This is a genomic window from Enterococcus sp. DIV1758, assembly GCF_051711985.1.
Classification (GTDB): domain Bacteria; phylum Bacillota; class Bacilli; order Lactobacillales; family Enterococcaceae; genus Enterococcus; species Enterococcus faecalis.
Map to the genome: position 1 here is coordinate 1,093,000 of NZ_JBIOOA010000001.1, position 22,340 is coordinate 1,115,339.

Below are 22,340 nucleotides of genomic sequence, written 5' to 3' on the forward strand. Positions count from 1 at the left end.
AATAAAAAGTTTGGTCCAATGCTAGGTAAGCTAGCGGACCAAACTTTTTTCTGTAATGGTAATTTCTTCTGATGCAATGGGTTCATCCAGACTGAGAAGGCGATCTCTAAATTTAAAATGGACCGGCTTGTTCTCATTAATAAATTCATACGGGTAAGCGCCTTGGATTGTTTCACCAGGATTGATTTCATCTGCTAAACGATCTAATTTGTCTTGGAAAGGTGAATCGGTTAAGACTGCATATTGTAAATTTTGGGCTTTTCCGTGGACAGTTTGACTAACTTCCATAAAACTTTGAATCATTAGCTGAATATTTTGTGTTTTTTCGGTTGTATTGGTTAATTCAAACAGGACATAAAACATTGGTTTGCCTTGATAATCTTTTCCTTTATGCAAGGCAGTTAAGGCTAAACGCCCATCTGGAACCAACAATGTTCGATTTTCATACGTCCCAATACTTGTCGCCAACACTTCATCAGGTGCGGGCGCACTTTGACTTGCTGGGCTGCCACTTACAGTTGAACAAGCACTTAATAAGGTACTTAGAACGAGTAAGCTCATTAAAATGTAGGGTTTCCTCATATAAAGTCCTCGCTTTGGTTGATTGACTATGTAAAAAATAAATTGCTTGTATCTGTATTAAAAAGAGTGCTACAAGCAATATTTTAATCGTACTTCTAGTAAATAGCAATACTTTTATCAAAATTCATGTTTGGAAATATAATTTGAAAAATATTTTTAACTAGCAGAAAAACATTTCTAACAAAAAGTATTGGCTCAAAGTAAAGAGATCGTTTTGTTAGAAATGAGAAATGGCAACATAAAAGTTTCCTATTTTTCTGCAATTAAGACAGTTTCAAAAGTGAATTCACTAGGAATATGATTCGCAATTGAGTATTCAAAAATATGCCCGTTGCCTAGGTAAGCAATTTGTTCTGCACGCATCAGGAAATCATTATCGGTTAAGTTTAAATATTTTTTTTCCAACGCAGAAGGACGAATCCCAGAAATGCTGACCCGCGCACTTTGAATTTTTTGATGCAATTGTTCCGAAATATATTGATAAATGGAGACTTTCAATTCTTTCATTGTCAAGTTCGGAATTAGGGCAACGGGCATCCAAGTATATTCAATAATTGAGGGCACATCTTCGATAATCCGTAAACGAATAATTTTGTAGACTAACTCTTCTTCTGTAATACTTAATTTTTCAGTCACCCAAGGCTCAGGTACTTCTGTTGCAAAGCCTAAAACCACGGATTCAACTTTTCCATCGTAGGTTGAGTAAGTGCCGGTTAACGGAGAAAATTTAGTAATGGTTCGATTTTGAAAGTCTTGAACAAAGCTGCCCGAGCCACGTCGTCTGACAACATAACCTTCTTGCACAAGCAAATGTAAGGCTTTTGTAATGGTTAGTTCGCTGACCTGATATTTTTCTGCAAGAAGACGACCTTGGGGTAACTTTTGATTAATGGGATAAACACCTGCTTCAATATCCTGTTTTATAGCTGCATAAATTTCTTTATAACGTGTATTTGTCCGCATCAGAGTCCTCCTTTATCACCAGTATTTCTTTCATTATACCATGAATTTAACATGTTAAAACTATATATTTATTTTTAACGTAACCATTTAATAATCAAGTACTTAAATAAAAGTAGTTGACTTATCCTTTTTAAAACTATATAGTTTTAAAAGTAAACAGAAGAACTTATTGATCTGATTGGTACTTTTTGTGAAAACCTTTTACAATAAAAGGGCAGCACAGAAAAGAGGGAGGAATGACAATGGAACATCACCAACTAAAAGCATTTCCGCAAGATTTTTTATGGGGCTCTGCTTCGGCCGCTTATCAAGTAGAAGGTGCTTGGAATGAAGATGGCAAAGGCGCATCTGTTTGGGATGAATTTGTTCGGCTACCAGGAAAAACGTTCAAAGAGACAACTGGCGATTTAGCCGTCGATCATTATCATCGTTTCAAAGAAGATGTGGCTTTAATGAAACAACAAGGTTTAAAAGCATATCGTTTCTCGATTGCATGGACACGAATTTTACCTGAAGGGCGTGGTCAAGTAAATCAAGCGGGACTGAAATTTTATTCAGATTTAATTGATGAGTTATTAGCGGCAGGAATTGAACCAATGGTAACTTTATATCATTGGGATTTGCCAGCTGTTTTGCAAAAAGAATATGGTGGCTGGGAATCAAGAAAAATTATTGCTGATTTTGTGGCCTATGCGAAAATTTTATTTGATGCTTTCCGTGGCAAAGTTCGCTATTGGATTAGTTTAAACGAACAAAATGTGTTTACTTCGTTAGGTTATCAATTAGCCGTGCATCCTCCCGGCGTAACAGACAATAAACGGATGTATGAAGCCAATCATATTGCTAATTTAGCCAATGCAGCAGTGATTAATGCGTTTCATGAATTAGAAATGCCTGGCAAAATTGGGCCTAGCTTTGCTTATACGCCTGTTTATGCCGTTGATGCGCACCCTGCCAATGTTTTAGCGGCAGAAAATGCAGAAGATTTGCTGTCGCATTTTTGGTTAGATGTCTATCTTTGGGGAGAATACCCAATTGCCGCATTAAATTACTTACAGGAGCAAGGTGTGGCCCCAACGATAAAAGAGGGCGATTTAGCGTTACTACGTTCAGCCAAACCTGATTTTCTAGGTATTAATTATTATCGGACGGATACGGTTGCTGCTAATCCATTAGATGGCGTTGGAATAGGGAAGATGAATACAACGGGTGAAAAGGGTTCTGAAACGGAATCTGGGGTACCGGGTTTATTTAAAAAAGTAAATAATCCATATGTTGAACGAACGAACTGGGATTGGGCCATTGACCCGCAAGGTTTGAGAATTGCCTTACGACGATTAGCTAGTCGCTATCAAGTCCCTATTTTAATTACTGAAAATGGGTTAGGCGAATATGATACCTTAACAGAAGATAAACAAATTCACGATACGTATCGCATTGATTATTTGCGAAGCCATATCCAAGCGATTCAAGAGGCGATTACGGATGGCGTTTCAGTTATTGGTTATTGTACATGGAGTTACACCGATTTACTGTCGTGGCTTAACGGCTATCAAAAGCGTTATGGTTTTGTCTATGTGGATCAAGATGAAACACAAAAAGGTTCCTTAGAAAGAATCCCGAAGGACAGTTATTATTGGTATCAAAAAGTCATTGAAACAAATGGACTTATCTAATTATAAGAAAAGAGTGTGGAAAATATGACAGTAAAAATGGGGTTTATTGGATTTGGTAAAAGTGCCAACCGTTACCATTTACCTTACGTAATGATTCGAGAAACACTAGAAGTGAAAACGATTTTCGATTTACATGTTAATGAAAAAGCAGCAGCGCCCTTTAAAGAAAAAGGCGTAAATTTTACCACTGACCTTAATGAATTATTGACGGATCCAGAAATTGAATTGATCACAATCTGTACGCCTGCGCATACACATTATGATTTAGCCAAACAAGCCATTTTAGCTGGTAAATCAGTGATTGTGGAAAAACCATTTTGTGATACGTTAGAACATGCAGAGGAATTATTTGCTTTAGGTCAAGAAAAAGGGGTAGTAGTGATGCCTTATCAAAATCGACGTTTCGACGGCGATTACCTAGCGATGAAGCAAGTAGTAGAGCAAGGCTTTTTAGGAGAAATCAATGAAGTGGAAACACATATTGATTATTATCGACCAGGAAGTATCACGGAACAAGGACCTAAAGAAAATGGTTCGTTTTACGGACTAGGCATTCATTTAATGGATCGCATGATTGCTCTTTTCGGGCGTCCAGATCAAGTCACTTATGATATTCGTAATAATGAAGTGAGTGAGGCAGTCGATAATTATTTTGACGTCGATTTACATTATGGTTCAAAATTAAAAGTAAAAGTTAAAACGAATCATTCTGTCGCTAGTCCGTATCCACGTTTTATTGTTCATGGTAGCAATGGCTCGTTCATCAAATATGGCGAAGATCAACAAGAAAATGATTTAAAAGCCGGAATCATGCCGGATGCACCAGGCTTTGGAGAAGATTCACCAATGTATTATGGAGAAGTGACCTACCGTAATGGCAATGGCGACTGGATTAAAAAACAAATTAAAACGCCTGTAGGTGATTACGGTCGTTATTATGATGCCGTCTATGAAACGTTGAGAAATGGTGCACCGCAACTAGTAACTAAAGAGCAAGCATTAACTAACATCGAAATTTTAGAAGCAGGTTTCCTTAACCCAAGTCCAAGTGTTTATCGTTTGAAAGAAAACTAAAGCGTATTTAAATGACTTGAAAAGTGCCTGCCCTACAGTCCAGACAACTGTGGGGCAGGCGCTTTTATTTATAAAGAGTTGTGAATTTTAATATAAGAAACGTATATTGTTAGTGAAAATAAAAAAAGGAAAGACATCTTAGTAGCACTACTTCCCCAAGAATTGCTACTAAAATGTCTTTTGTGATGCTCGCTCAATTGAAGAGCCTTAAATAGGATATCGAATATCCAGTATAAATGCAAGTAAACTACTTTATAGTTAATATTAGTATACTTCATAAAATAATTTTTCAAAGAGAAAAAGGCTTGTTATGAGAAAAAATTAATTTTTAACTCGTTTTTTCTAAGCAAGATTCGTGTGAAAAAGACAATAATTACTGAAGCTGAATGGTAATTAAAGAGGTTCTTTGCTAAAATAGGAAAGACAAGAAAGTTTGGTTAACGAAAGAACCAAATCAGAAAGGAGGACAACCAGTGGAAAGTTGGCTTTTTTTACTACTGATTGCCTTGATTGCGTTTGTTGCAAAAAATCAAAGTTTATTAATTGCGTCAGTTGTTGTGCTTGCTTTAAAAGCTTTACCAAATAGTGCGAAAATCATGTCGTGGTTGTCAGATAAAGGCATTAATTTAGGCGTCACAATTATTTCAATTACCATTTTAGTCCCGATTGCTACAGGACAAATTGGCTTAAAGGATTTAATCCAATCATTCAAAACACCGATGGGATGGCTGGGGATACTTTGTGGAATTCTGGTGGCTGTTTTATCCTCAAAAGGAGTAGGTTTAATTAATCAATCGCCAGAGATTACGGTGGCCTTAGTTTTTGGAACGATTCTTGGCGTCGTTTTTTTAAAAGGAATTGCAGCTGGTCCGATTATTGCATCGGGCATGATGTACGTAATCATTACTACCTTTCAAGCCTTTCAACACTAAAAAAGCAAACAAAACGCGTAAACGTTTTGTTTGCTTTTTTAGTGTTGATAAATGTCCACGTTACTATCTAATATGCCACTTTCATTTTTTAAAGTAATGGTTCCCGCATTCGGATGAATCACTAGCTGTAAATGCCCTGTTAAAAACATTTGGTCATACGTCGAAGTATAGACGTGAAAAGAATCATTAGCAATTGTTTCGGTATAAGGCGCTTCTGCTTGATCAACAGGAACGATAATGAAACGATCGCCAATCATACAACAACCTTCTGCGGAAGAATAAGGATTAGAGCCGTCATTTGCTACCAACAAGAAGGTGTTCGTTTCAGTTAAGAAAGGGGCTAAACGTTGTTTTACTTCTTCAGAAATAGTCAGAGACATTTGCCTCACTCCTTTAAATAGTATGTAAAAGGAAGAGGGTAGCTTGTCGCTATGCCGCTCTTCAAAGGTTTTGTTATTTGCTTGTTTCTTTACTGCTTTTTTTGAAAAGAGCAATAGAAAAGGCGACAACTAAGACAACTGTTGCAGCTAAAACAAATGGATTTTTTGTTGCTGATGTGAACCCTAGGACTGTTGAACCAATCGCACCTACGTAAGATAAAATAATCGCTGCTTTCTTTGGTGTTGAAAGTTCTGTAAAGCTATCGCGGAAGGCGACACCTAAACCTAAAGCGCCAATAAAGGCAAACATCCCAAAAATAATGTGTAAAAAGACCATGAATTTCACCTCCAACAGTCAGTATAGAGAGAAATAGCTAGTTTGTAAACTAATTGAGCTTACTTGTGTTATTTATCACTTGATAAATGTTTTTGCCAATGCAAAAAAACAACGTACGATCAATCGGCAGTACGTTGTTTTTTAGTTTAATATAATTAGGAAGTAGAATCCTTATTTTGCTGGATTTTTTTGATCGATTCTTCTGTTGGCGTCACATATAACGTTCGTTGGTTTTCATAAATCACATAACCTGGTTTTGCTCCATTGGGTTTATGCACATGTTTTACTTGGACATAGTCAACAGGCACTTGTGAAGAAAGTCGATATTTTGAAAAATAAGCTGCTAGAAGTGCGGCTTCAGTAAGGGTTTCTTCGCTAGGATGTGCGTCACGAATAATTACATGAGATCCAGGAATATCTTTGGCATGGAGCCAATAATCAGTTTTTTTAGCGGTTCGTAAAGTTAATTGATCATTTTGCAAATTGTTTTTTCCAACGAGAATAGGTGTGCCATCTGTGGCATAAAAAAGATCGGGTTGGCTTTTTTTCGGCTGTTTTTGTTTTTTATTTTTTTTACGTTTTAAATAGCCTTGTTCAATCAGTTCTTCACGAATCACTTCAATGTCCATTGGTGTCGCAATTTCAAGTTGTGCCACAACTGACTCTAAATAAGAAATTTCTTGTTGTGTTTGCTGAATTTGTGTCTTAACAACTCGGACAGCATTTTTCAATTTTTGATATTTTTGAAAATATTTTTGTGCATTTTGATTAGGTGAAAGTGCAGGATTTAGCGAGATACGCAACGGTGCATTTTCTTCATAATAATTTGGTAATTCCACCTCGGTGGCTCCTTTTGGGACTTGTGCCATGAAAGTTGTTAATAGTTCTCCGTCGCGACGGTAATTTTCAGCGTTTTCTGTATCGGCTAAGGTTTGCTGTAATTTTTTAAGTTTCTTTTGATTTCTTTTTAGTTCATTTTCAATTTTGCGAATTAGTTCGCCGCCTTGTTGTTTGACACGGTCTTTCTCTGCTTTACCAGAATAAAAGGCATCTAGTAATTCACTGAGTGTCGGATACGTTGTTTGTTCACCAGCTAATGATTGATAAGGAATGGGCGTAAAATATTCCTTTTTTTCAGTGACGGTTAATGTCGGTACAACAGCTTCAGTGACTGAGGACCAAAATTCCGTCCAGATGGCCATTTTTTCATTTGGTTGTGCAAGTAAACGGGCACTTAATTCGTCTGCTGTATCTTTGCCTAGACCTTGGAAATGCTGTTGTAAATAGCGTCCGTTTAATTCAGGAGCTGTAGAAAGAAGCGCAAAGACTTCTTCTTTTGAAGCCGTGAGCGGATTAAGTCCCATTGGTTTTGGCGGTTCAATATAAGTTGCTCCAGGAAGCAACGAACGATAACTATTTTGGCTCATTCCAATGTGTTTTATCGCATCTAAGATTTTTCCAGAAGATTGGTTAACTAAAACGATTGTACTGTGACGTCCCATTAATTCAACAATCAAAACAATATTTTGTAAGTCACCTAGTTCATCTCTTTTTGAAAAGGTGAAGTGAATCACGCGATCATTTTCTATTTGTTGAATCGTTTCTAAAATGGCACCGTCCAGAAATTTTCGTAACATCATCACAAAATTAGGAGGTGTTTCTGGATTGCTATAGGTAATTGTAGATAGTTGTATGCGCGCATAACTAGGATGTGCTGATAATAATAATTTATGGTTTTTACCTTTCGCACGAATGACTAAAACGACTTCGTTTTCATAAGGCTGATGGATTTTTGAAATCCGGCCACTTACGAGTGTTTCTGTCAACTCATGAACCATGCTATGAGTAAATACGCCATCAAATGACATAATAAATCCCTCGTTTCTTTCCGACTAATAGCTTTATTATAGCGGAGTTTTTGAATTTAAGAAAGAAGCTTGTTAAAAAGGAGTTGGGTTTTCCTTAGAAAGCTGGGGAAGTTTGTTGGTTTTTTTAGTAATTAAAGCGCAAGGGTAGGCAAGAAAGAAAATGATTAGTATAATAGATAAGAACTAAAAGCGAGGAGCGATTAGAAGTTGAATAATTTTATGGAAGAACTAAAAGAGGCATTTTATGAATTAAGACAAAGAAAACTGTTAATGATTACCGCTATTGTAGCATTAGTATTAATAATTGGCTCAATCATTTTTATTCCAACGATGCAGAAAAATATTCGAGCTGCTCAAGTTGAATCGTTAGTCGCAGGACCCATCAAATCAGAGAAAGTCAGTGTCTTAGATTACAAAACAGCAGATAAGAAAATCCAAGAAACAGGAGCCATGTCAGTCATGTTTGCTAAACCATCTGGCAAGCAATACGATCAAATGGTGAAGCTGTTTAATTCAGATAAAATGAATGAATTTCATCGTTCGCTGTATATCTATCCGTTAATTTATAATGCTGGCAAAGCACAAGAGCAATACAATGTTAGCGGCGATGAGATTACGCTTGTTTTCTTTGAAAACGGCAAAGAAAAGACACGGACGGTTGTCGAAAAATCTATGGATTTAAAAACACAATTAATACCAGAATTAAATCGATTACCAATGGCTGGCGTTTTGAAAGACCAACAAAAGGCAGCCCAAGAAGCTGAAAAAGAAGCAGCAAAGAACGCTGAAACACAGACGACGACCAGCACGACTGGCGTTGCTCAATCTACTGAAACGACGACAGAAAGCACTGATACAGTACCAGAAACTGGTGAATAATAGCTAGCTATGTTAAACTTAGATTGTAGAAAGTTTTAAGGAATTAGAAAGAGGGGATTTTCGATGGCATTAGTAATTTCAATGACGATTTTAGTAAGTTTATGGCTGATTCAATCGCAAAAACAAGCAGTTAAAGTTCCCGTGAAAATTGAAAGAAACCGAAACAATTAAGTGGTAAATATGCTGAAATAAAGAAAAACGAGCCTCTCATAAGAGTGGCTCGTTTTTTAGAAGTAAAAGAAATGCAAGAAAATAAAAACTTTTTCTTGACGAACAAAATCAATATAGTGTAGACTACCTTTAACAACATAACTAGGAGGGGAAATACATGACACAATTATCTAACGTAAAAGAAATGCACCAATCATGGCAAAACTGGCGTAGATAGTTGTATGTATGATTCTTTCATAGATACAACTTTAGAAGACTTATTCTAAAAAGTGTATCTATGCTGGTTATATTCAAGAAGAAAAAACGACCACATAGAGGACCCATCTATGTGGTTTTTGTTTTGCATAAAAACAACGACCACTCCTAAACACTTAGGATAAGTCGTTGTTTTTTTGCTACGAATCACTACGATTGGCACGAAGTGACAGAGTAGATGATGAGTAGCACAAGGTGAACGAAGAGAACGTTGTCACAATCGTAAAAAAAGTGCTCCTGCGATTCTCACCAAAGTTGCGATCCTCGTCGCAGTTAAATCCTGACAAGCACTACGATTGGCACGAAGTGACAGAGTAGATGCAGGCTGCGTATACTCGCCGCAGTTTGGCCTTCAAGAGTGATGAGTAGTACAAGGTGAGGGAAGAGAACGTTGTCACAATCGTAAAAAAAGTGCTCCTGCGATTCTCACCAAAGTTGCAATCCTCGTCGCAGCTAAATCCTGACATTTGTAAAAAAGTGTTCCTAGGATTTTGACTAAGTAGAGGATTACGAATCTCAGTTTCACTTTCAACGGAAGAAACGCCCTATAGATAATGGTTTTATTATTAAAAAGAAAAAGTTGCCAAACAAAAGGGCAGTTAGGAGAATGCAAAATGAAAAATAAACGTTTAACGTTTGTCGTGTCTTTATTAGCTATTTATTTAATTGGTGCTTTTTTTGTGAATCAAAAAGTGACGAATTCAAAGAAAGAAACCGTTACTGTAGGGGTTTTGCAGTTTGTCAGTCACCCCGCATTGGACGAAATTTATAAAGGTGTCGAAGAAGGGTTAAAGGAAAATGGCTATGACAAAGGCAAAAACTTAGAAATTATTTTTCAAAATGGTCAAGCCGACCAGAGTAAGTTAGCAATCATGAGTCAACAATTAGTACAAAAAAAGGCAGACGTTTTAATTGGTATCGCCACGCCAGCTGCGCAAGCGTTAGCCAACACTACCCAAGAAATCCCAATCATTTTAGGCGCCATTACGGACCCTGTTAGTGCTGGATTGGTGAAAGACAATCAAAAGCCAGGCGGTAACATCACGGGTGTTAGTGATCAATCACCTTTGTCAGCCCAGATGGATTTACTAAAAGAATTGGTACCAGCTGCCAAAAAAATAGGTATTCTCTATGCTTCCTCAGAAGAAAACTCTCGATACCAAGTAGCTGAAGCGCAGAAAGCAGCTGAAGACAAAGGATTGACAGTGAAAACATATGCTGTGCCATCAAGTAATGAAATTGCACAAACGGTTCAAGTAATGACTAAGGAAACAGATGTGATTTATATACCAACTGATAATACGATTGCTAACGCCATGCAAACGGTAGTCGGAGAAGCAAATCGAACCAAGACGCCGATTATTCCTTCGGTGGATACAATGGTAGAACAAGGCGGTTTAGCAACTGTTGGGATTAATCAACATGCGTTGGGGGTACAAGCCGGCAAAATGGCAGCAGAGGTTCTGTCTGGAAAAAGTCAACCAGCAACTACACCCATTTATACCTTTAATACAGGCGACGCAATTATCAATGAAAAACAAGCGCAAAAGTTAGGAATTACGATTCCCGCAGAGCTAGCAAAAAAATCGAAATTGATTAACTAATTATCAAAGAAAGTAGGAGAAGCGATGATTGTTTCAGCAATTGGACAAGGAATGTTATGGGCCTTGTTAGGACTAGGTATTTTTATGACTTATCGTATTTTAAATTTTCCAGATATGACCACAGAAGGTTCATTTCCGTTAGGGGGGGCGGTTTGTGTAACTGCCATTACAACAGGGGTTTCACCATTTGTAGCGACTCTTTTAGGGGTCGGAGCAGGAATGCTTGCCGGTTTAGTGACTGGTTTACTATTTACAAAAGGAAAAATTCCAATTATTTTAGCAGGAATTTTAGTGATGTCTGGTTTAAATTCCGTGATTTTATTTGTGATGAAATCGCCAAATAAGTCTTTATTAAACCAACCGAAGATTCAAGATGTTTTTCAAAAAATGGCCTTACCAGATTATTATGATACTATTTTTTTAGGGATTAGTGTTTTGGCTGTGGTAATGATTTTACTGTTATTTTTCTTTAATACTAGTTTAGGACAAGCCTATATTGCGACAGGTGACAATGAAGAAATGGCTCGCTCGATTGGCATTCAAACGGATCGCATGAAAATTTTAGGATTGGTTTTATCGAATGGCTTGATTGGCTTATCTGGCGCTTTGATTGCCCAAAATGATGGATATGCGGATGTAAGTAAAGGAACCGGCGTCATTGTGATTGGCTTGGCTTCACTCATTATTGGTGAAGTACTGTTTGGAGAATTAACGTTTGGTGAACGGTTGATGGCGATTGTTGTAGGGAGTATTATTTATCAACTATTGATTTTATTAGTGATTAAATTAGGCTTTGATACGACGTATTTGAAAATCTTCTCAGCAGTGATTTTAGCAATCTGTTTAATGATCCCACAATTGAAAAAAGCATTACGACTACACGGCTTTTCTGATAAGGGGGAAACGAAATGAAACCAGTTGTTGAATTAAAAAATGCGACAAAAATCATTGATAATGGGATGAATGAAAAAAAAGTGATTTTGGATCATGTGAACTTAGCCATTTATCCTGGGGACTTCATTACTGTTTTAGGTGGAAATGGCGCAGGCAAGAGTACGCTATTCAATAGTTTAGCAGGAACTTTGACACTAACAGAAGGACAATTTTTAATTGAAGGAGTCAATCGCACCAATCTTTCTGAAGTCAAACGGGCCAAATCTCTAGCGCGTGTTTTTCAAGATCCTAAAATGGGGACAGCACCAAGAATGACTGTGGCAGAAAATTTATTGCTTGCCATGAAACGCGGACAAAAACGTCCCTTAACATTACGGAAGATAAATGAGCAACGCGCCTTGTTTACAAAAATCTGTCAAGAAGTTGGCAATGGCTTGGAAAATCATCTGGATACACCGACAGGTAACCTTTCTGGCGGTCAGCGCCAAGCCTTAAGTTTATTAATGGCCACTATCACAAAACCAGAATTATTACTTTTAGATGAGCATACTGCTGCCTTAGATCCCAAAACATCCAAGCAGTTGATGCACTTAACGGAACAACGGATTGAAGAAGGGAACTTAACTTGTTTGATGATTACCCATCGAATGGAAGATGCTTTACGATATGGCAATCGTTTAATTGTTTTACAAAAAGGTAAAATTGTTCAAGATTTAAACGCTGCTGAAAAAGCACAATTAACGCTACAAGATTTGTTGCTGTTCTTTGAAGAAGTAGAATAAAAAACAAGCTCAGAATGAGCCGACCCCCAAAAGTTAGACCTAGAAATCTAACTTTTGGGGTTTTTTTTGTATGGCAAAATACAGTTTTGAATTTAAACTTAAACTTGTTCATGACTACTTATCTGGTCAAGGAGGTCTAAGGTTTCTCGCAAAGAAGTATGGGTTTAAAGATAGTTCTCAAATAAGCAAATGGATAAATGCCTATAAAGAACTTGGTGAAGAAGGCCTACTTCGCAGTCAAAAAAATAAGAATTACTCTGTTCAATTTAAGCTAGATGCGATAGAGTTATATTTAACAACAGAGTTGTCCTATCAAGAAGTAGCTAATCTTCTAAAAATGAACAATCCATCATTGATTGCGAATTGGCTTAGAACGTATCAGAAGTTTGGTATAGAGGGACTCTCTAAACAGAAAGGACGTCCACCTACCATGCCTAAGAAGAAACAAAAGGAAAGCCAACCATTACCAAGTGAACGATCTCAAGTAGAGAAACTAGAAAAAGAAAATAGAATGTTAAAAATTGAGAATGCCTATTTAAAAGAATTGAGGAGACTGCGTTTAGAGGACGAACAAAAAATGAACGAATCGCACGAATCATTCACAGTCTCCGAAGACACTTTCGATTAAAAGATATTTTGGAAACCCTAAGGTTTCCAAAATCTACTTACATTTACTGGCAAAAACGCCTCGACAGAACAGCTTCAACACAAATCATTGAAGAAGAAATTCAAGCGATTCGTAAAAAACATCAACATTATGGCTATAGAAGGATGACCCAAGAATTGAAACGACGTGGATTTCAAGTGAATAAAAAGAAAGTCCAGCGATTAATACAAAAGTTAAAGTTACAAGTCAAAGCTTTTACTAAGAAATCCAGAAAATATAATTCCTATAAAGGAACCGTTGGTAAAATCGCTAAAAATTTGATTCGTCGCCGATTTAAAACCTCTGTTCCTCATCAAAAAATTACAACTGATACAACTGAATTTAAGTACTTTGAAGCAGATAACGCAGGCATCTTTCGTCAGAAAAAACTATACTTAGATCCATTTATGGATATATATAATAGTGAAATTCTAAGCTATAGCCTTTCTACTCAACCAAATGGTAAAACAGTTATGGAAGGTCTGAAAGAAGCAATTTCTCAAACAAATGATTGTCCCTATCGGCGCACCTTTCACTCTGATCAAGGCTGGGCTTATCAAATGAATGTCTATATACAAACATTAAAGGACAATAATATCTTTCAAAGTATGTCTCGAAAAGGAACCTGTTTAGATAATTCTCCTATGGAGAATTTCTTCAGTATCCTAAAACAAGAAGTGTACTATGGAAAAATCTATCAAAGTCAAAATGAATTGAGAGAAGCAATTGAGAACTACATTTATTATTACAATCATCACCGAATCAAAGAAAAACTTAACTGGAAAAGCCCAGTAGAATTTCGACAATTCAATCAAAAAACTGCATAAAAAATAGAGTGGAAAAATCCACTCTATAAAAAGTCTAACTTTTTGGGGTCGCTACAGAAAATGAGCTTGTTTTTTTATTTTTTGACCAATCGGAAGAGTCGCTTGGGGAAAAAACGTTTGACAATTCGTTCCAGTAGCGATGTCACCATAAAGCCCGCTGCGATGGCTGCAGCAGTAAAGACAACTTTTAAAATCAACTGCAACCCGTCATCAATGTTTCCTAACAAAATGCTCCGAACCGCTTGATAGGCAGGGCCTCCTGGCACTAAAGGAACCAAACTAGGAATATAAAAAATAATCATCGGCATTTTTTTGTAACGAGAAAAAAAGATACTAGCGATCCCTAACCCGACCGTTCCTAAAAAGTTTGCAAAGGTTTGACTAGCATCAAAAGTTTGCGTTAAGACATAATAAATCATCCAGCCTGTCATGCCAGTAATACCACAAGCCACCAGTGCTTTACGAGGAATGTTCGTAATAATACCAAACGTCACAGTCGCTAAAAAACTAAAGAGAAGATGAAAAATTAGTTCCATTTGAACACTCCTTACATAAATAATTTAAAAATCAAGGCAATTCCCAGGCCAACAGACCCAGCAATAAAAATAGCTTCTGTCCCTCGCGCCGTCCCGCTGATGAGGTGGCCGGCTAAAATGTCGCGAAAAGAGTTCGTAATCGCCACACCTGGAACTAATGGCATCACCGCACCAATAATAATATTATCGATGTTGACCGCTAAGTGAAAATGCACAGCCAAATAGGCCAACAAACCAATGACAAAAGCGGCTGCGAATGAATCGAGGTAAGGAACTTGGAATAACTTTTGGGTAAAAAGATAACTGGTATACCCAATCACGCCAACAAAAAAAGTTGCAATAAAATCTTGCCAAGTGCCACCAAAAATGTACATCAACGTACAACTAACAATCCCGGCTGCTAACAAGCGTAACGAAATTGAAAAAGTGGGGGTATCTGTTTCTAATAGAGTTAAGCGCTGATAAAGCTCTGGTAGAGTAATCTCTTTTTGTGCAAATTCTCTTGATAATTGATTGACAAGGCTAACTTTTTCCAAATTAATCGAGCGCTGGGGGATGTTTTCTAATTGCGTATAATTACTGGAACGAAAGCCCACGAAAATCCCTGTAGCCGTCGTGTAACAAACGCTCTCTGGCTCGCCAGCATTTGTAGCAATCCGAGTAATTGTATCTTCGGTTCTATATACTTCAGATCCGCTTTCCAGCATAATTTTTCCAGCTAAAATGCATGTATCAATAATTAATTGTTTTCTTTTTTCGCTATTAACCAAAGGAATGGCTCCTTTCATTTCGAGTTCACTTTTAGTGTATCATTTTTTTTAAGAACTGTACGCAATTTAAAACAGAGATAGAAAAAAAGTGTGATTTTTTACAAAAATGAAACGAATCTTAAGAATAAATGAAAACAAATAAGGAATTAGTAAAAATTATGGGTTAGTTGTAAGAATCTAGGATCTTTCCTTGCATTTTAGTAGGAAACATCCTATCCTAAACATAGAAAAACAAAGGGGTCAATAAAAATGGACAACCAATGGTTACTCTACGGAATTAGCAGTGTCGTATTAATTATTTTAATCAGAAGAACAATCCTATCAGGAAACATCGTATTAAGTTGTTTGTTGGGAGCGATTTTGCTGATTCAAGTAGTGGGAGTAGCTCTCTGTGCACAGCAGAAAAAGAAAAATGAACATACAAAAGAACTACCTTCTTCTAAAGTACATCAATAGAAGAAGGTAGTTTTCTCTTATAGTAAATCAAATTTTTTCAAGCCATTAACAATGCCATTTTCAGTATTTTTAGTTGAAATAAAGGTGGCTTTTTCTTTTAGTTCTTCTCGCGCATTACCCATGGCAATTCCATAATCACAGGCCTCAAACAGCGCCAAATCATTGATGCCATCACCAAAGGCATAAGTGGGAATGCCGTTTAATCCCAAGGAGTTAAAAAGATTTTTGACACCAGAGCCTTTAGAGACCCCTTTACGAACAATATCTATTGAAAAAGGACCATTGCGATAAAAGGTTAATTCAGGAAATCGCTCATAGTAATATTCATCATCATCGCCATGTTGACTTAAGACCAACATCATGTTGACGGCATCATTCTCATAACCTGTGGGATCAATTTCTGGAACAGCTGAATGAATATAGTCATAGGCTTGTTTCACTGTGCCAGTATGCCCTGTACAAAAAATACGGCGCTCATTGTAAAAAGCCAATTCATGACCACGCTGTTTGACATGTTCATGCAGTGAAACACATTCCTCTGTTGTAAATTCATCTGAATAAATCGTTTTTCCTTCATAATGAATAAATTGCCCGTTCATTACAATCGCAGAATCAATGCCACTGGCTTTCATAATTGGCTGAATCTCACACAAGGTCCGTCCTGTCGCAATTAAAGGTAAAATTTGATTGTCTTTCAAGGCCGCCACTGCTGTGGTAATCTCAGGAGTTATTTGCGAGGTTCCATCTAACAAAGTTCCATCTAAATCAAAAAAAGTAATAGCTTTCATTTTATCCATACCCTAACATCCTCTCTACGCTTGTTATTTTAACAAACTTTTCTGAAAAGACAATGGGTTCCTTTCGTTTTCTTTAAAAGAGCAGGAAAAAAGTGATTTTTGATGGTTCTGTAAAGGATTTTTGAAGAAATATAGAATCGGTTGGTACAAATTCAATTTTAGAGTATACTACAATAGAGCAGTTTTATGAAAAGTGAATAAGGAGTGAATGAAATGAATATATTAATGATTGAAGACAATGAATCCGTCTCAGAAATGATGCAAATGTTTTTCTTAAATGAAGGGTGGGAAGCTACCTTTAAAGATGATGGCAAAGAAGGATTGGCGACTTTTCTTGCTTCGCCAGAAAAATGGGACATGATTACGTTAGACTTAAACTTACCTAGTATGGATGGGATGGCTGTTTGTCGTGAAATTCGCAAAGTTTCAGCCAATGTTCCCATTATTATGTTGACTGCTCGTGATTCTGAAAGTGACCAAGTAATTGGCCTTGAAATGGGTGCGGATGATTATGTGACAAAACCATTTAGTCCATTAACTTTGATTGCACGGATGAAAGCTCTACATCGTCGTGCCGAGGTGGCAGAGGCTGCGCATGATACGTCTGAGAATACAGATGAAACGTTTGATGTGATTACGGATCATTTTAAAATGAATACGAAAACACGAGAAACATATTTAGATAATCAATTAATTGAAGGCTTAACACCTAAAGAATTCGATTTGCTATACACTTTAGCAAAAAAACCACGCCAAGTCTTTTCACGCGAACAACTACTAGAATTGGTTTGGGATTATCAATACTTTGGCGATGAACGGACAGTTGATGCCCATATCAAAAAATTACGACAAAAAATTGAAAAAGTGGGTCCTCAAGTCATCCAAACGGTTTGGGGCGTAGGGTATAAATTCGACGATTCAGGTGTTGCTTAATGAAGTATTTGTATCAACAATTACTTGCTTTTATAGGTGTGATTGCTCTGATTATTCTCATTGTCGGAACGTCTTTCACACAATTGACCAAGCGCACAATGCAAGAAAATAACTATGAACAGCTGTATGGTTATGCAGAATCGGCTTTAGAAACACGTGACTTTTTTATTAATGTTGCAGGTGTTTCAGATCGAGATGTTTTATCCTATTCATTTCAGTTGACTGAGCGCGTACTCCAGAAGCAAGATGTGCAATTTGTCTTTATTAACAAGGACCGCATAGTGCAGTACCCACCAGTTGATAGCACAAAAAAATTAGACTTTTCCTTAATCGATAAAAATTGGGATCAAATCATGAAAGGTAATCGTGTTTATGCAACAGAAAATATTGATATCTATGGGGAAAAGAATACTTCAGCTTATGTGATGCTGCCTGTGCGTGATAAAAATACTAATAATCTGCTTGGTGCAATAGTTATTACACAACCTGCCAAAAACGTTGACCGAAGTGTTCAGTCCGTGACACAAAACTTGATTAAAGGCTTTATTTTTTCTGGTGTGATTGCCTTGTTACTAAGTTATCTATTTGCGACTTTCCAAGTGAAACGAATAAATCGGATGCGTAAAGCCACCAAAGAAATTACTAGTGGAAATTTTGATATTCAATTACCGGTTCATGACAAAGATGAATTTGATGACCTAGCAGAAGATTTTAATAAAATGGCCGCGTCTTTAAAAGAATCACAAGAAGAAATCAATCGGCAAGAAGAGCGCCGTCGTCAATTTATGGCGGATGCCTCTCATGAAATGCGGACGCCTTTAACAACTATTAATGGCTTGTTAGAGGGATTGCAGTATAATGCTATTCCTGAAAATCAAAAAGAGAATGCGATTAAACTGATGCAAAATGAGACCGCTCGCTTGATTCGCTTAGTCAATGAAAATCTTGATTATGAAAAAATTCGGACCAACCAGATTCAAATTGTTGTGAAGAAGTTCAACGGAACAGAAGCTTTAGAAAATATTGTGACTCAACTAACGGCCAAAGCTGAAGCCGCCGGTAATCAATTGTATTTAGACACCACCGAACCAATTGATGTGTATGCCGATTATGATCGTTTCGTGCAAGTTGTTGTCAATATTGTTCAAAATGCCATCCAATTTACTGAAAATGGCGAAATTCATATTGCTTTAGAAAAAGGCTATTTAGAAACCATTGTCCGTATTTCTGATACAGGAATTGGCATGACGGAAGAACAAATTCTGAATATCTGGGATCGTTATTACAAAGTAGATCCATCCCGTAAAAATACTAAATATGGAGAATCAGGATTAGGCTTACCAATCGTTCAACAATTGGTCCGCTTGCATAAAGGAAAAATCAATGTTGAGAGCGAACCTGGTAAAGGCACCACATTTATTATTTCATTTCCTGATGTTGAAATCACTGAAAACTAAAGAAAACGTCTGGTCACAATCAGTGCCAGACGTTTTCTTTAGTTTAATAACGCATGTAGAGACAGGGGGTGCACATAGGGACTATCAATAATTTGTGGATCCTTTGTCAGAAATAGCAAGCGCTTGTTTCTTTTTTGAACTGCTATTTTTAATTGAGGTAAAATTTCTTGACGTTGTCCAATCGTTAATGAAGAAAAGATGTCATCAATCACTAACGTACTTGTTTTTGAAAGCAAAAGTTGTATTATGCGCATTTTAATTTTTTCAAAAGTCGTAAAAGAAGTAAAGGAACGACCAAGTAAGGCAGGTTCTAATTGGAACACCTGGAAAGCTTCGGCTAGAACTACTTTTCGATCCCGTTCTTTGATCGTACTAGCGATAAATAAATTTTCTTCTAATGGCAAGTAGGGCAGAAAGGTTTCACTAGAAGAAAGCCTAGTAATGGTTAATTGGTTTGTTTGGAAAAAATCGGCCAATGCGAGTTCTTGTTCTGGAGCAGAATAAATGATTCCATAAACTTCTCGCAAAGCTAACGCGTCGAATGAGGATTTTTTTTCGGTTGTTTTTTTGAATGATGGTGTGACATCCATAGAAAATCCCTCCCTTATTTCTGATGTGTGCGTAAATAAATCAATGTGAAAGGAGTCCCGCAAACAAGAGGAATGCCAAGCAAGATTAAGCAGTTAACAAAGCAATTACGGATTGTATAAAGCGACTGCATACTTTTAAAATCAAAAGAAAACGCTTGGATCGTTTGAATCCCTAAATGCTGGATATTTGTAATCGTGACATCCTGGTCGGTACTTTTAGCTAAAAATGCTGGAGTTTCCAAATGAGACCACTGTAAAATAGCATCACGGGCAGCCCAAAGAACAGTATTATACGTTTCTTGAAACATTAAAGTGAAAAGTAAAAAACTGAAAATTCCTAATAGAGCCGGTAAACACAACTCTAGTAAGAGCTGTTTGGTGACATACATATTTGAAAAGTGCATGTGATACCATGTATGTATTTCTTCCTTTTTTATGCGTAATGTCACATACATCAACAGAAGAAAAGTAACACCAAAGAAAATGACACTACCTAGATAGAGGTGCCAATAGTATTGAATCAGTTGGTAATGGTAACTAGTTTGTTTTTCAATATCGACAAAGTCTGGCATCGTTCGTAAAAACTCTTTTTCAAAATCAATTAAGTTAAACAGCCCAGTCAATAAGAAAGAGAACAGGAAGAAGAAGAGTGCGGTGATTAACGTGATTTTTTTATGATAAAAACTACTAGCTGTAGCGTAACGGACACTTCTCATCAACTTTCACCTCTCTAAACTATCTTTAGTATAGTGAAATAATATGAATTAATTATGAAAAAGTAGCAAAAAAGCTTGAGCAAATTGCTCAAGCTTTTTGAAGATTTATTTACCCGTTTTTTGATAGCCTTGATAACTGTCAGTGTGATATTCATCAACGGTTGATTTATTATTGTTTTTACTGTAAACACTCGTTGATTTTTCACCTTTTTCTTTTTCAATTGCTTCCAGTTGTTGCAATTGGTTCTTGTAATCATAGTCTTCTGGGGTAACTGGTTTTAAGCCGCTATTGGTATAGAAACGAAGCAAGTCACCGTTAGTAATTTGGTCAGACGTTTCTAATTGTTTCGTCGCTTTGGCTTTTAAATCAGCGACTTCTTTCTTAACTTCTTCGGTTGGCTCTGTAATTAAAGTGCCTGTTTTAGTATCGTAAATGCTAGAACCTAAAATAGTATATTTAGGTGTTACAACATTACCGTTGCGGAAAGCAACGATTTGATTGTGTTGTTTAGAGAATAAATCTTGGCCTAACTGAATGTAGTTTTTCGTATCGACACCAAGCAAGTGTAGAAGGGTTGGTAAGGCATCAACTTGGCCGCCATACGTATGGTTCACACCGCCATTTTCTTGACCAGGAACGTGAATCATATAAGGAACACGTTGCATATTGGCGTTGTCAAAATCGTTCCAATCTGCTTTGGTTTTACCTACTAACTCTGCTAAGTTTTGGTTTCTTGAATTAGAAACCCCATAGTGATCGCCATAAAGAACAATGACTGAGTTTTCATAGAGACCTGAAGATTTCAAGTAGTTAAAGAATTCTTCGACCGCTTTATCTAAATAATTCGCTGTTGCAAAGTAACCATTAATTGTTTCGTCAGAGGTTTTTGCAATTGGGAATCCTGCTTCATCGTTTGTAAATTGAGAATAAGGATAATGATTGGATACAGCAATAAATTTAGAATAGAACGGTTGTTGTAAATGCTCTAAATATTGAACGGATTGATTAAAGAATGGTTTATCGTGTAACCCATATTGGAATGAGTTATCTGAATTAACATCATAATAACTAGCATCAAAGAAATAGTCATAGCCTAAACGTTTATAGGTTTCATTTCGATTCCAGAAGTTACCGGCATTTCCGTGGAAAGCAGCGCTAGTGTATCCTTGCGTTTGTTTTAAAATATCGGGTGCTGCTTCAAACGTATTTTTCCCACCAACTTGTGTAAAGAGTGAACCTTGGTCTAAACCAAATAGTGAATTTTCAAGTAACGTTTCGGCATCACTTGTTTTTCCTTGACCAACTTGGTGGAAGAAGTTATCAAAGCTAAAGGTACTTTTACTATTGTAAAGACTATTGATAAATGGTGTGACTTCGTGTTCTACGCCATTTTCATCTTTTAATTTGTAATTAACTAAAAATTGTTGGAAACTTTCTAAATGGATATAAATTACATTTTTGCCTTTTGCAATACCAAACTTACTATCATCGGGTGCCGCATATTGTTGTTTCACGTAATCTTCAACTTGTTTCATATCGTTAGCACTAGCTTCGGCACGGACTTGGTTTGTTTGGTAAGTTGTAATGCCATCGTACACGGTAAAGGCATTTAAGCCTAAGAATTTCACGATATAGTCACGAGAGAATTGACGTCCTAATAATTGGGGACGTTCTGTTTCAGCCATAAATAGATTGAATAAGAAAAAGACAACAGAAAGGAGTGTGACAGAGACTGCTACACGTGCGCGGACTGGACGCGCATCTGTTTTAATTTTTTTCGTTAATAATAATACGCCAATAATAATGAAGTCTAAGAAATAAATGACGTCATAAGGTCTAAAGAGACGTAAGGCACTTTCGCCAAGACCGCTAGCTACTTTGCCAGCACCAAGCATCGTATTAACTGTGATGAAGTCAGTAAATTCTCGATAATACACGACATTTGAGAAGAGCAGTAAACTCATCAAGAAGTAAATAATCATCATTGTAATATAAGAAGCTTTTTTACGGCGAACATACAAAGCGATGGCTAATAAAAAGACCGTTGTGGCAATTGGATTAATTAAGAGTATGAAATACTCGTTAATATTTTCCAAACGTAAATGGAAATCAACGGCGTACGCAAAGAGGTTTTTTAGCCACAGTAAGATGGCGATTAGCGAGAATAACCCCAGTCGCGTGTTCAAAATATTTGTTTTAAATAATTTTTTCAAA

Annotated in this window: 21 protein-coding genes and 1 pseudogene; 11 read left to right on the plus strand and 11 right to left on the minus strand. The window is 36.8% G+C overall.

Features of this window, described 5'->3' with window-relative positions:
• Nucleotides 1-30: 30 nt before the first annotated feature.
• Both IGJ52_RS05470 and IGJ52_RS05475 read right to left on the minus strand, forming a co-directional pair.
• Nucleotides 31-561, minus strand: coding sequence for a DUF5067 domain-containing protein (locus tag IGJ52_RS05470; RefSeq protein ID WP_002384665.1), 531 nt, complete (start codon nt 559-561; stop codon nt 31-33).
• Nucleotides 562-831: 270 nt separating this feature from the next.
• On the minus strand, nt 832-1,545 hold the full coding sequence (locus tag IGJ52_RS05475; protein ID WP_002366529.1) for a GntR family transcriptional regulator: 714 nt from the start codon (nt 1,543-1,545) through the stop codon (nt 832-834).
• A 242-nt stretch (nt 1,546-1,787) separates the two neighbouring features.
• Between IGJ52_RS05475 and IGJ52_RS05480 the strand changes: the two genes are divergently transcribed.
• From IGJ52_RS05480 to IGJ52_RS05490, 3 genes are all read left to right on the plus strand, one after another.
• Nucleotides 1,788-3,221: a glycoside hydrolase family 1 protein gene (locus IGJ52_RS05480; RefSeq protein ID WP_002375063.1), complete on the plus strand. Its 1,434-nt coding sequence runs from the start codon at nt 1,788-1,790 to the stop codon at nt 3,219-3,221.
• A gap of 24 nt (nt 3,222-3,245) precedes the next feature.
• Entirely contained in the window at nt 3,246-4,295 is a 1,050-nt protein-coding gene (locus tag IGJ52_RS05485; protein ID WP_002382206.1) for an oxidoreductase, read from the plus strand.
• 473 nt (nt 4,296-4,768) lie between these two features.
• Complete coding sequence (locus tag IGJ52_RS05490) at nt 4,769-5,227, plus strand: DUF441 domain-containing protein (RefSeq protein ID WP_002357887.1); 459 nt, start codon at nt 4,769-4,771, stop codon at nt 5,225-5,227.
• 38 nt (nt 5,228-5,265) lie between these two features.
• Here the strand turns inward: IGJ52_RS05490 and IGJ52_RS05495 are convergent, their stop codons facing one another.
• From IGJ52_RS05495 to efbA, 3 genes are all read right to left on the minus strand, one after another.
• The gene (locus IGJ52_RS05495) at nt 5,266-5,607 is read right to left on the minus strand and encodes an iron-sulfur cluster biosynthesis family protein (protein ID WP_002391631.1); all 342 of its coding nucleotides are present in this window, start codon (nt 5,605-5,607) and stop codon (nt 5,266-5,268) included.
• Between the two features lie 73 nt (nt 5,608-5,680).
• Entirely contained in the window at nt 5,681-5,944 is a 264-nt protein-coding gene (locus IGJ52_RS05500; protein ID WP_002381957.1) for a hypothetical protein, read from the minus strand.
• A gap of 155 nt (nt 5,945-6,099) precedes the next feature.
• Nucleotides 6,100-7,812 carry a fibronectin-binding protein EfbA gene (efbA, locus tag IGJ52_RS05505; protein WP_002416118.1) on the minus strand — a complete coding sequence of 571 codons (1,713 nt, stop codon included), beginning with the start codon at nt 7,810-7,812 and terminating at the stop codon, nt 6,100-6,102.
• Nucleotides 7,813-8,031: 219 nt separating this feature from the next.
• Here efbA and IGJ52_RS05510 point away from each other — a divergent pair, with 219 nt between their 5' ends.
• From IGJ52_RS05510 to IGJ52_RS05530, 5 genes and pseudogenes are all read left to right on the plus strand, one after another.
• The gene (locus tag IGJ52_RS05510; RefSeq protein WP_002419831.1) at nt 8,032-8,691 is read left to right on the plus strand and encodes a hypothetical protein; all 660 of its coding nucleotides are present in this window, start codon (nt 8,032-8,034) and stop codon (nt 8,689-8,691) included.
• A gap of 1,040 nt (nt 8,692-9,731) precedes the next feature.
• Nucleotides 9,732-10,721, plus strand: a complete 990-nt coding sequence (trpX, locus tag IGJ52_RS05515) for a tryptophan ABC transporter substrate-binding protein (protein WP_010827334.1) — start codon at nt 9,732-9,734, stop codon at nt 10,719-10,721.
• 24 nt (nt 10,722-10,745) lie between these two features.
• Nucleotides 10,746-11,633 (plus strand): ABC transporter permease, encoded by an 888-nt coding sequence (locus IGJ52_RS05520; protein WP_002357879.1) that lies wholly within the window; start codon nt 10,746-10,748, stop codon nt 11,631-11,633.
• Entirely contained in the window at nt 11,630-12,397 is a 768-nt protein-coding gene (locus IGJ52_RS05525; RefSeq protein WP_002357878.1) for an ABC transporter ATP-binding protein, read from the plus strand. Before IGJ52_RS05520 ends, IGJ52_RS05525 begins: the two co-directional genes overlap by 4 nt.
• A gap of 70 nt (nt 12,398-12,467) precedes the next feature.
• A pseudogene (locus tag IGJ52_RS05530) lies at nt 12,468-13,870 on the plus strand (IS3 family transposase).
• A gap of 74 nt (nt 13,871-13,944) precedes the next feature.
• Here IGJ52_RS05530 and IGJ52_RS05535 read toward each other — a convergent pair.
• Together IGJ52_RS05535 and IGJ52_RS05540 are read right to left on the minus strand one after the other, a co-directional pair.
• Nucleotides 13,945-14,406, minus strand: a complete 462-nt coding sequence (locus tag IGJ52_RS05535; protein ID WP_002357877.1) for a threonine/serine exporter family protein — start codon at nt 14,404-14,406, stop codon at nt 13,945-13,947.
• A gap of 11 nt (nt 14,407-14,417) precedes the next feature.
• Complete coding sequence (locus tag IGJ52_RS05540) at nt 14,418-15,194, minus strand: threonine/serine exporter family protein (protein ID WP_025189195.1); 777 nt, start codon at nt 15,192-15,194, stop codon at nt 14,418-14,420.
• Nucleotides 15,195-15,425: 231 nt separating this feature from the next.
• Here IGJ52_RS05540 and IGJ52_RS05545 point away from each other — a divergent pair, with 231 nt between their 5' ends.
• Complete coding sequence (locus tag IGJ52_RS05545) at nt 15,426-15,632, plus strand: hypothetical protein (RefSeq protein WP_002357875.1); 207 nt, start codon at nt 15,426-15,428, stop codon at nt 15,630-15,632.
• Between the two features lie 17 nt (nt 15,633-15,649).
• Here IGJ52_RS05545 and IGJ52_RS05550 read toward each other — a convergent pair whose 3' ends face one another.
• Nucleotides 15,650-16,429: a Cof-type HAD-IIB family hydrolase gene (locus IGJ52_RS05550; RefSeq protein ID WP_010816462.1), complete on the minus strand. Its 780-nt coding sequence runs from the start codon at nt 16,427-16,429 to the stop codon at nt 15,650-15,652.
• A gap of 213 nt (nt 16,430-16,642) precedes the next feature.
• Here IGJ52_RS05550 and IGJ52_RS05555 point away from each other — a divergent pair, with 213 nt between their 5' ends.
• Nucleotides 16,643-17,362, plus strand: coding sequence for a response regulator transcription factor (locus IGJ52_RS05555; RefSeq protein WP_002381953.1), 720 nt, complete (start codon nt 16,643-16,645; stop codon nt 17,360-17,362).
• On the plus strand, nt 17,362-18,819 hold the full coding sequence (locus IGJ52_RS05560) for a sensor histidine kinase (RefSeq protein WP_219259528.1): 1,458 nt from the start codon (nt 17,362-17,364) through the stop codon (nt 18,817-18,819). The genes IGJ52_RS05555 and IGJ52_RS05560 overlap by 1 nt, the downstream gene beginning before the upstream one ends.
• Before the next feature lie 38 nt (nt 18,820-18,857).
• Here IGJ52_RS05560 and IGJ52_RS05565 read toward each other — a convergent pair whose 3' ends face one another.
• From IGJ52_RS05565 to IGJ52_RS05575, 3 genes are all read right to left on the minus strand, one after another.
• Nucleotides 18,858-19,409, minus strand: a complete 552-nt coding sequence (locus IGJ52_RS05565; RefSeq protein ID WP_219259527.1) for a hypothetical protein — start codon at nt 19,407-19,409, stop codon at nt 18,858-18,860.
• Nucleotides 19,410-19,423: 14 nt separating this feature from the next.
• The gene (locus IGJ52_RS05570; RefSeq protein ID WP_002357870.1) at nt 19,424-20,125 is read right to left on the minus strand and encodes a hypothetical protein; all 702 of its coding nucleotides are present in this window, start codon (nt 20,123-20,125) and stop codon (nt 19,424-19,426) included.
• 105 nt (nt 20,126-20,230) lie between these two features.
• The gene (locus IGJ52_RS05575) at nt 20,231-22,339 is read right to left on the minus strand and encodes an LTA synthase family protein (protein ID WP_438791959.1); all 2,109 of its coding nucleotides are present in this window, start codon (nt 22,337-22,339) and stop codon (nt 20,231-20,233) included.
• Nucleotide 22,340: the final 1 nt, after the last annotated feature.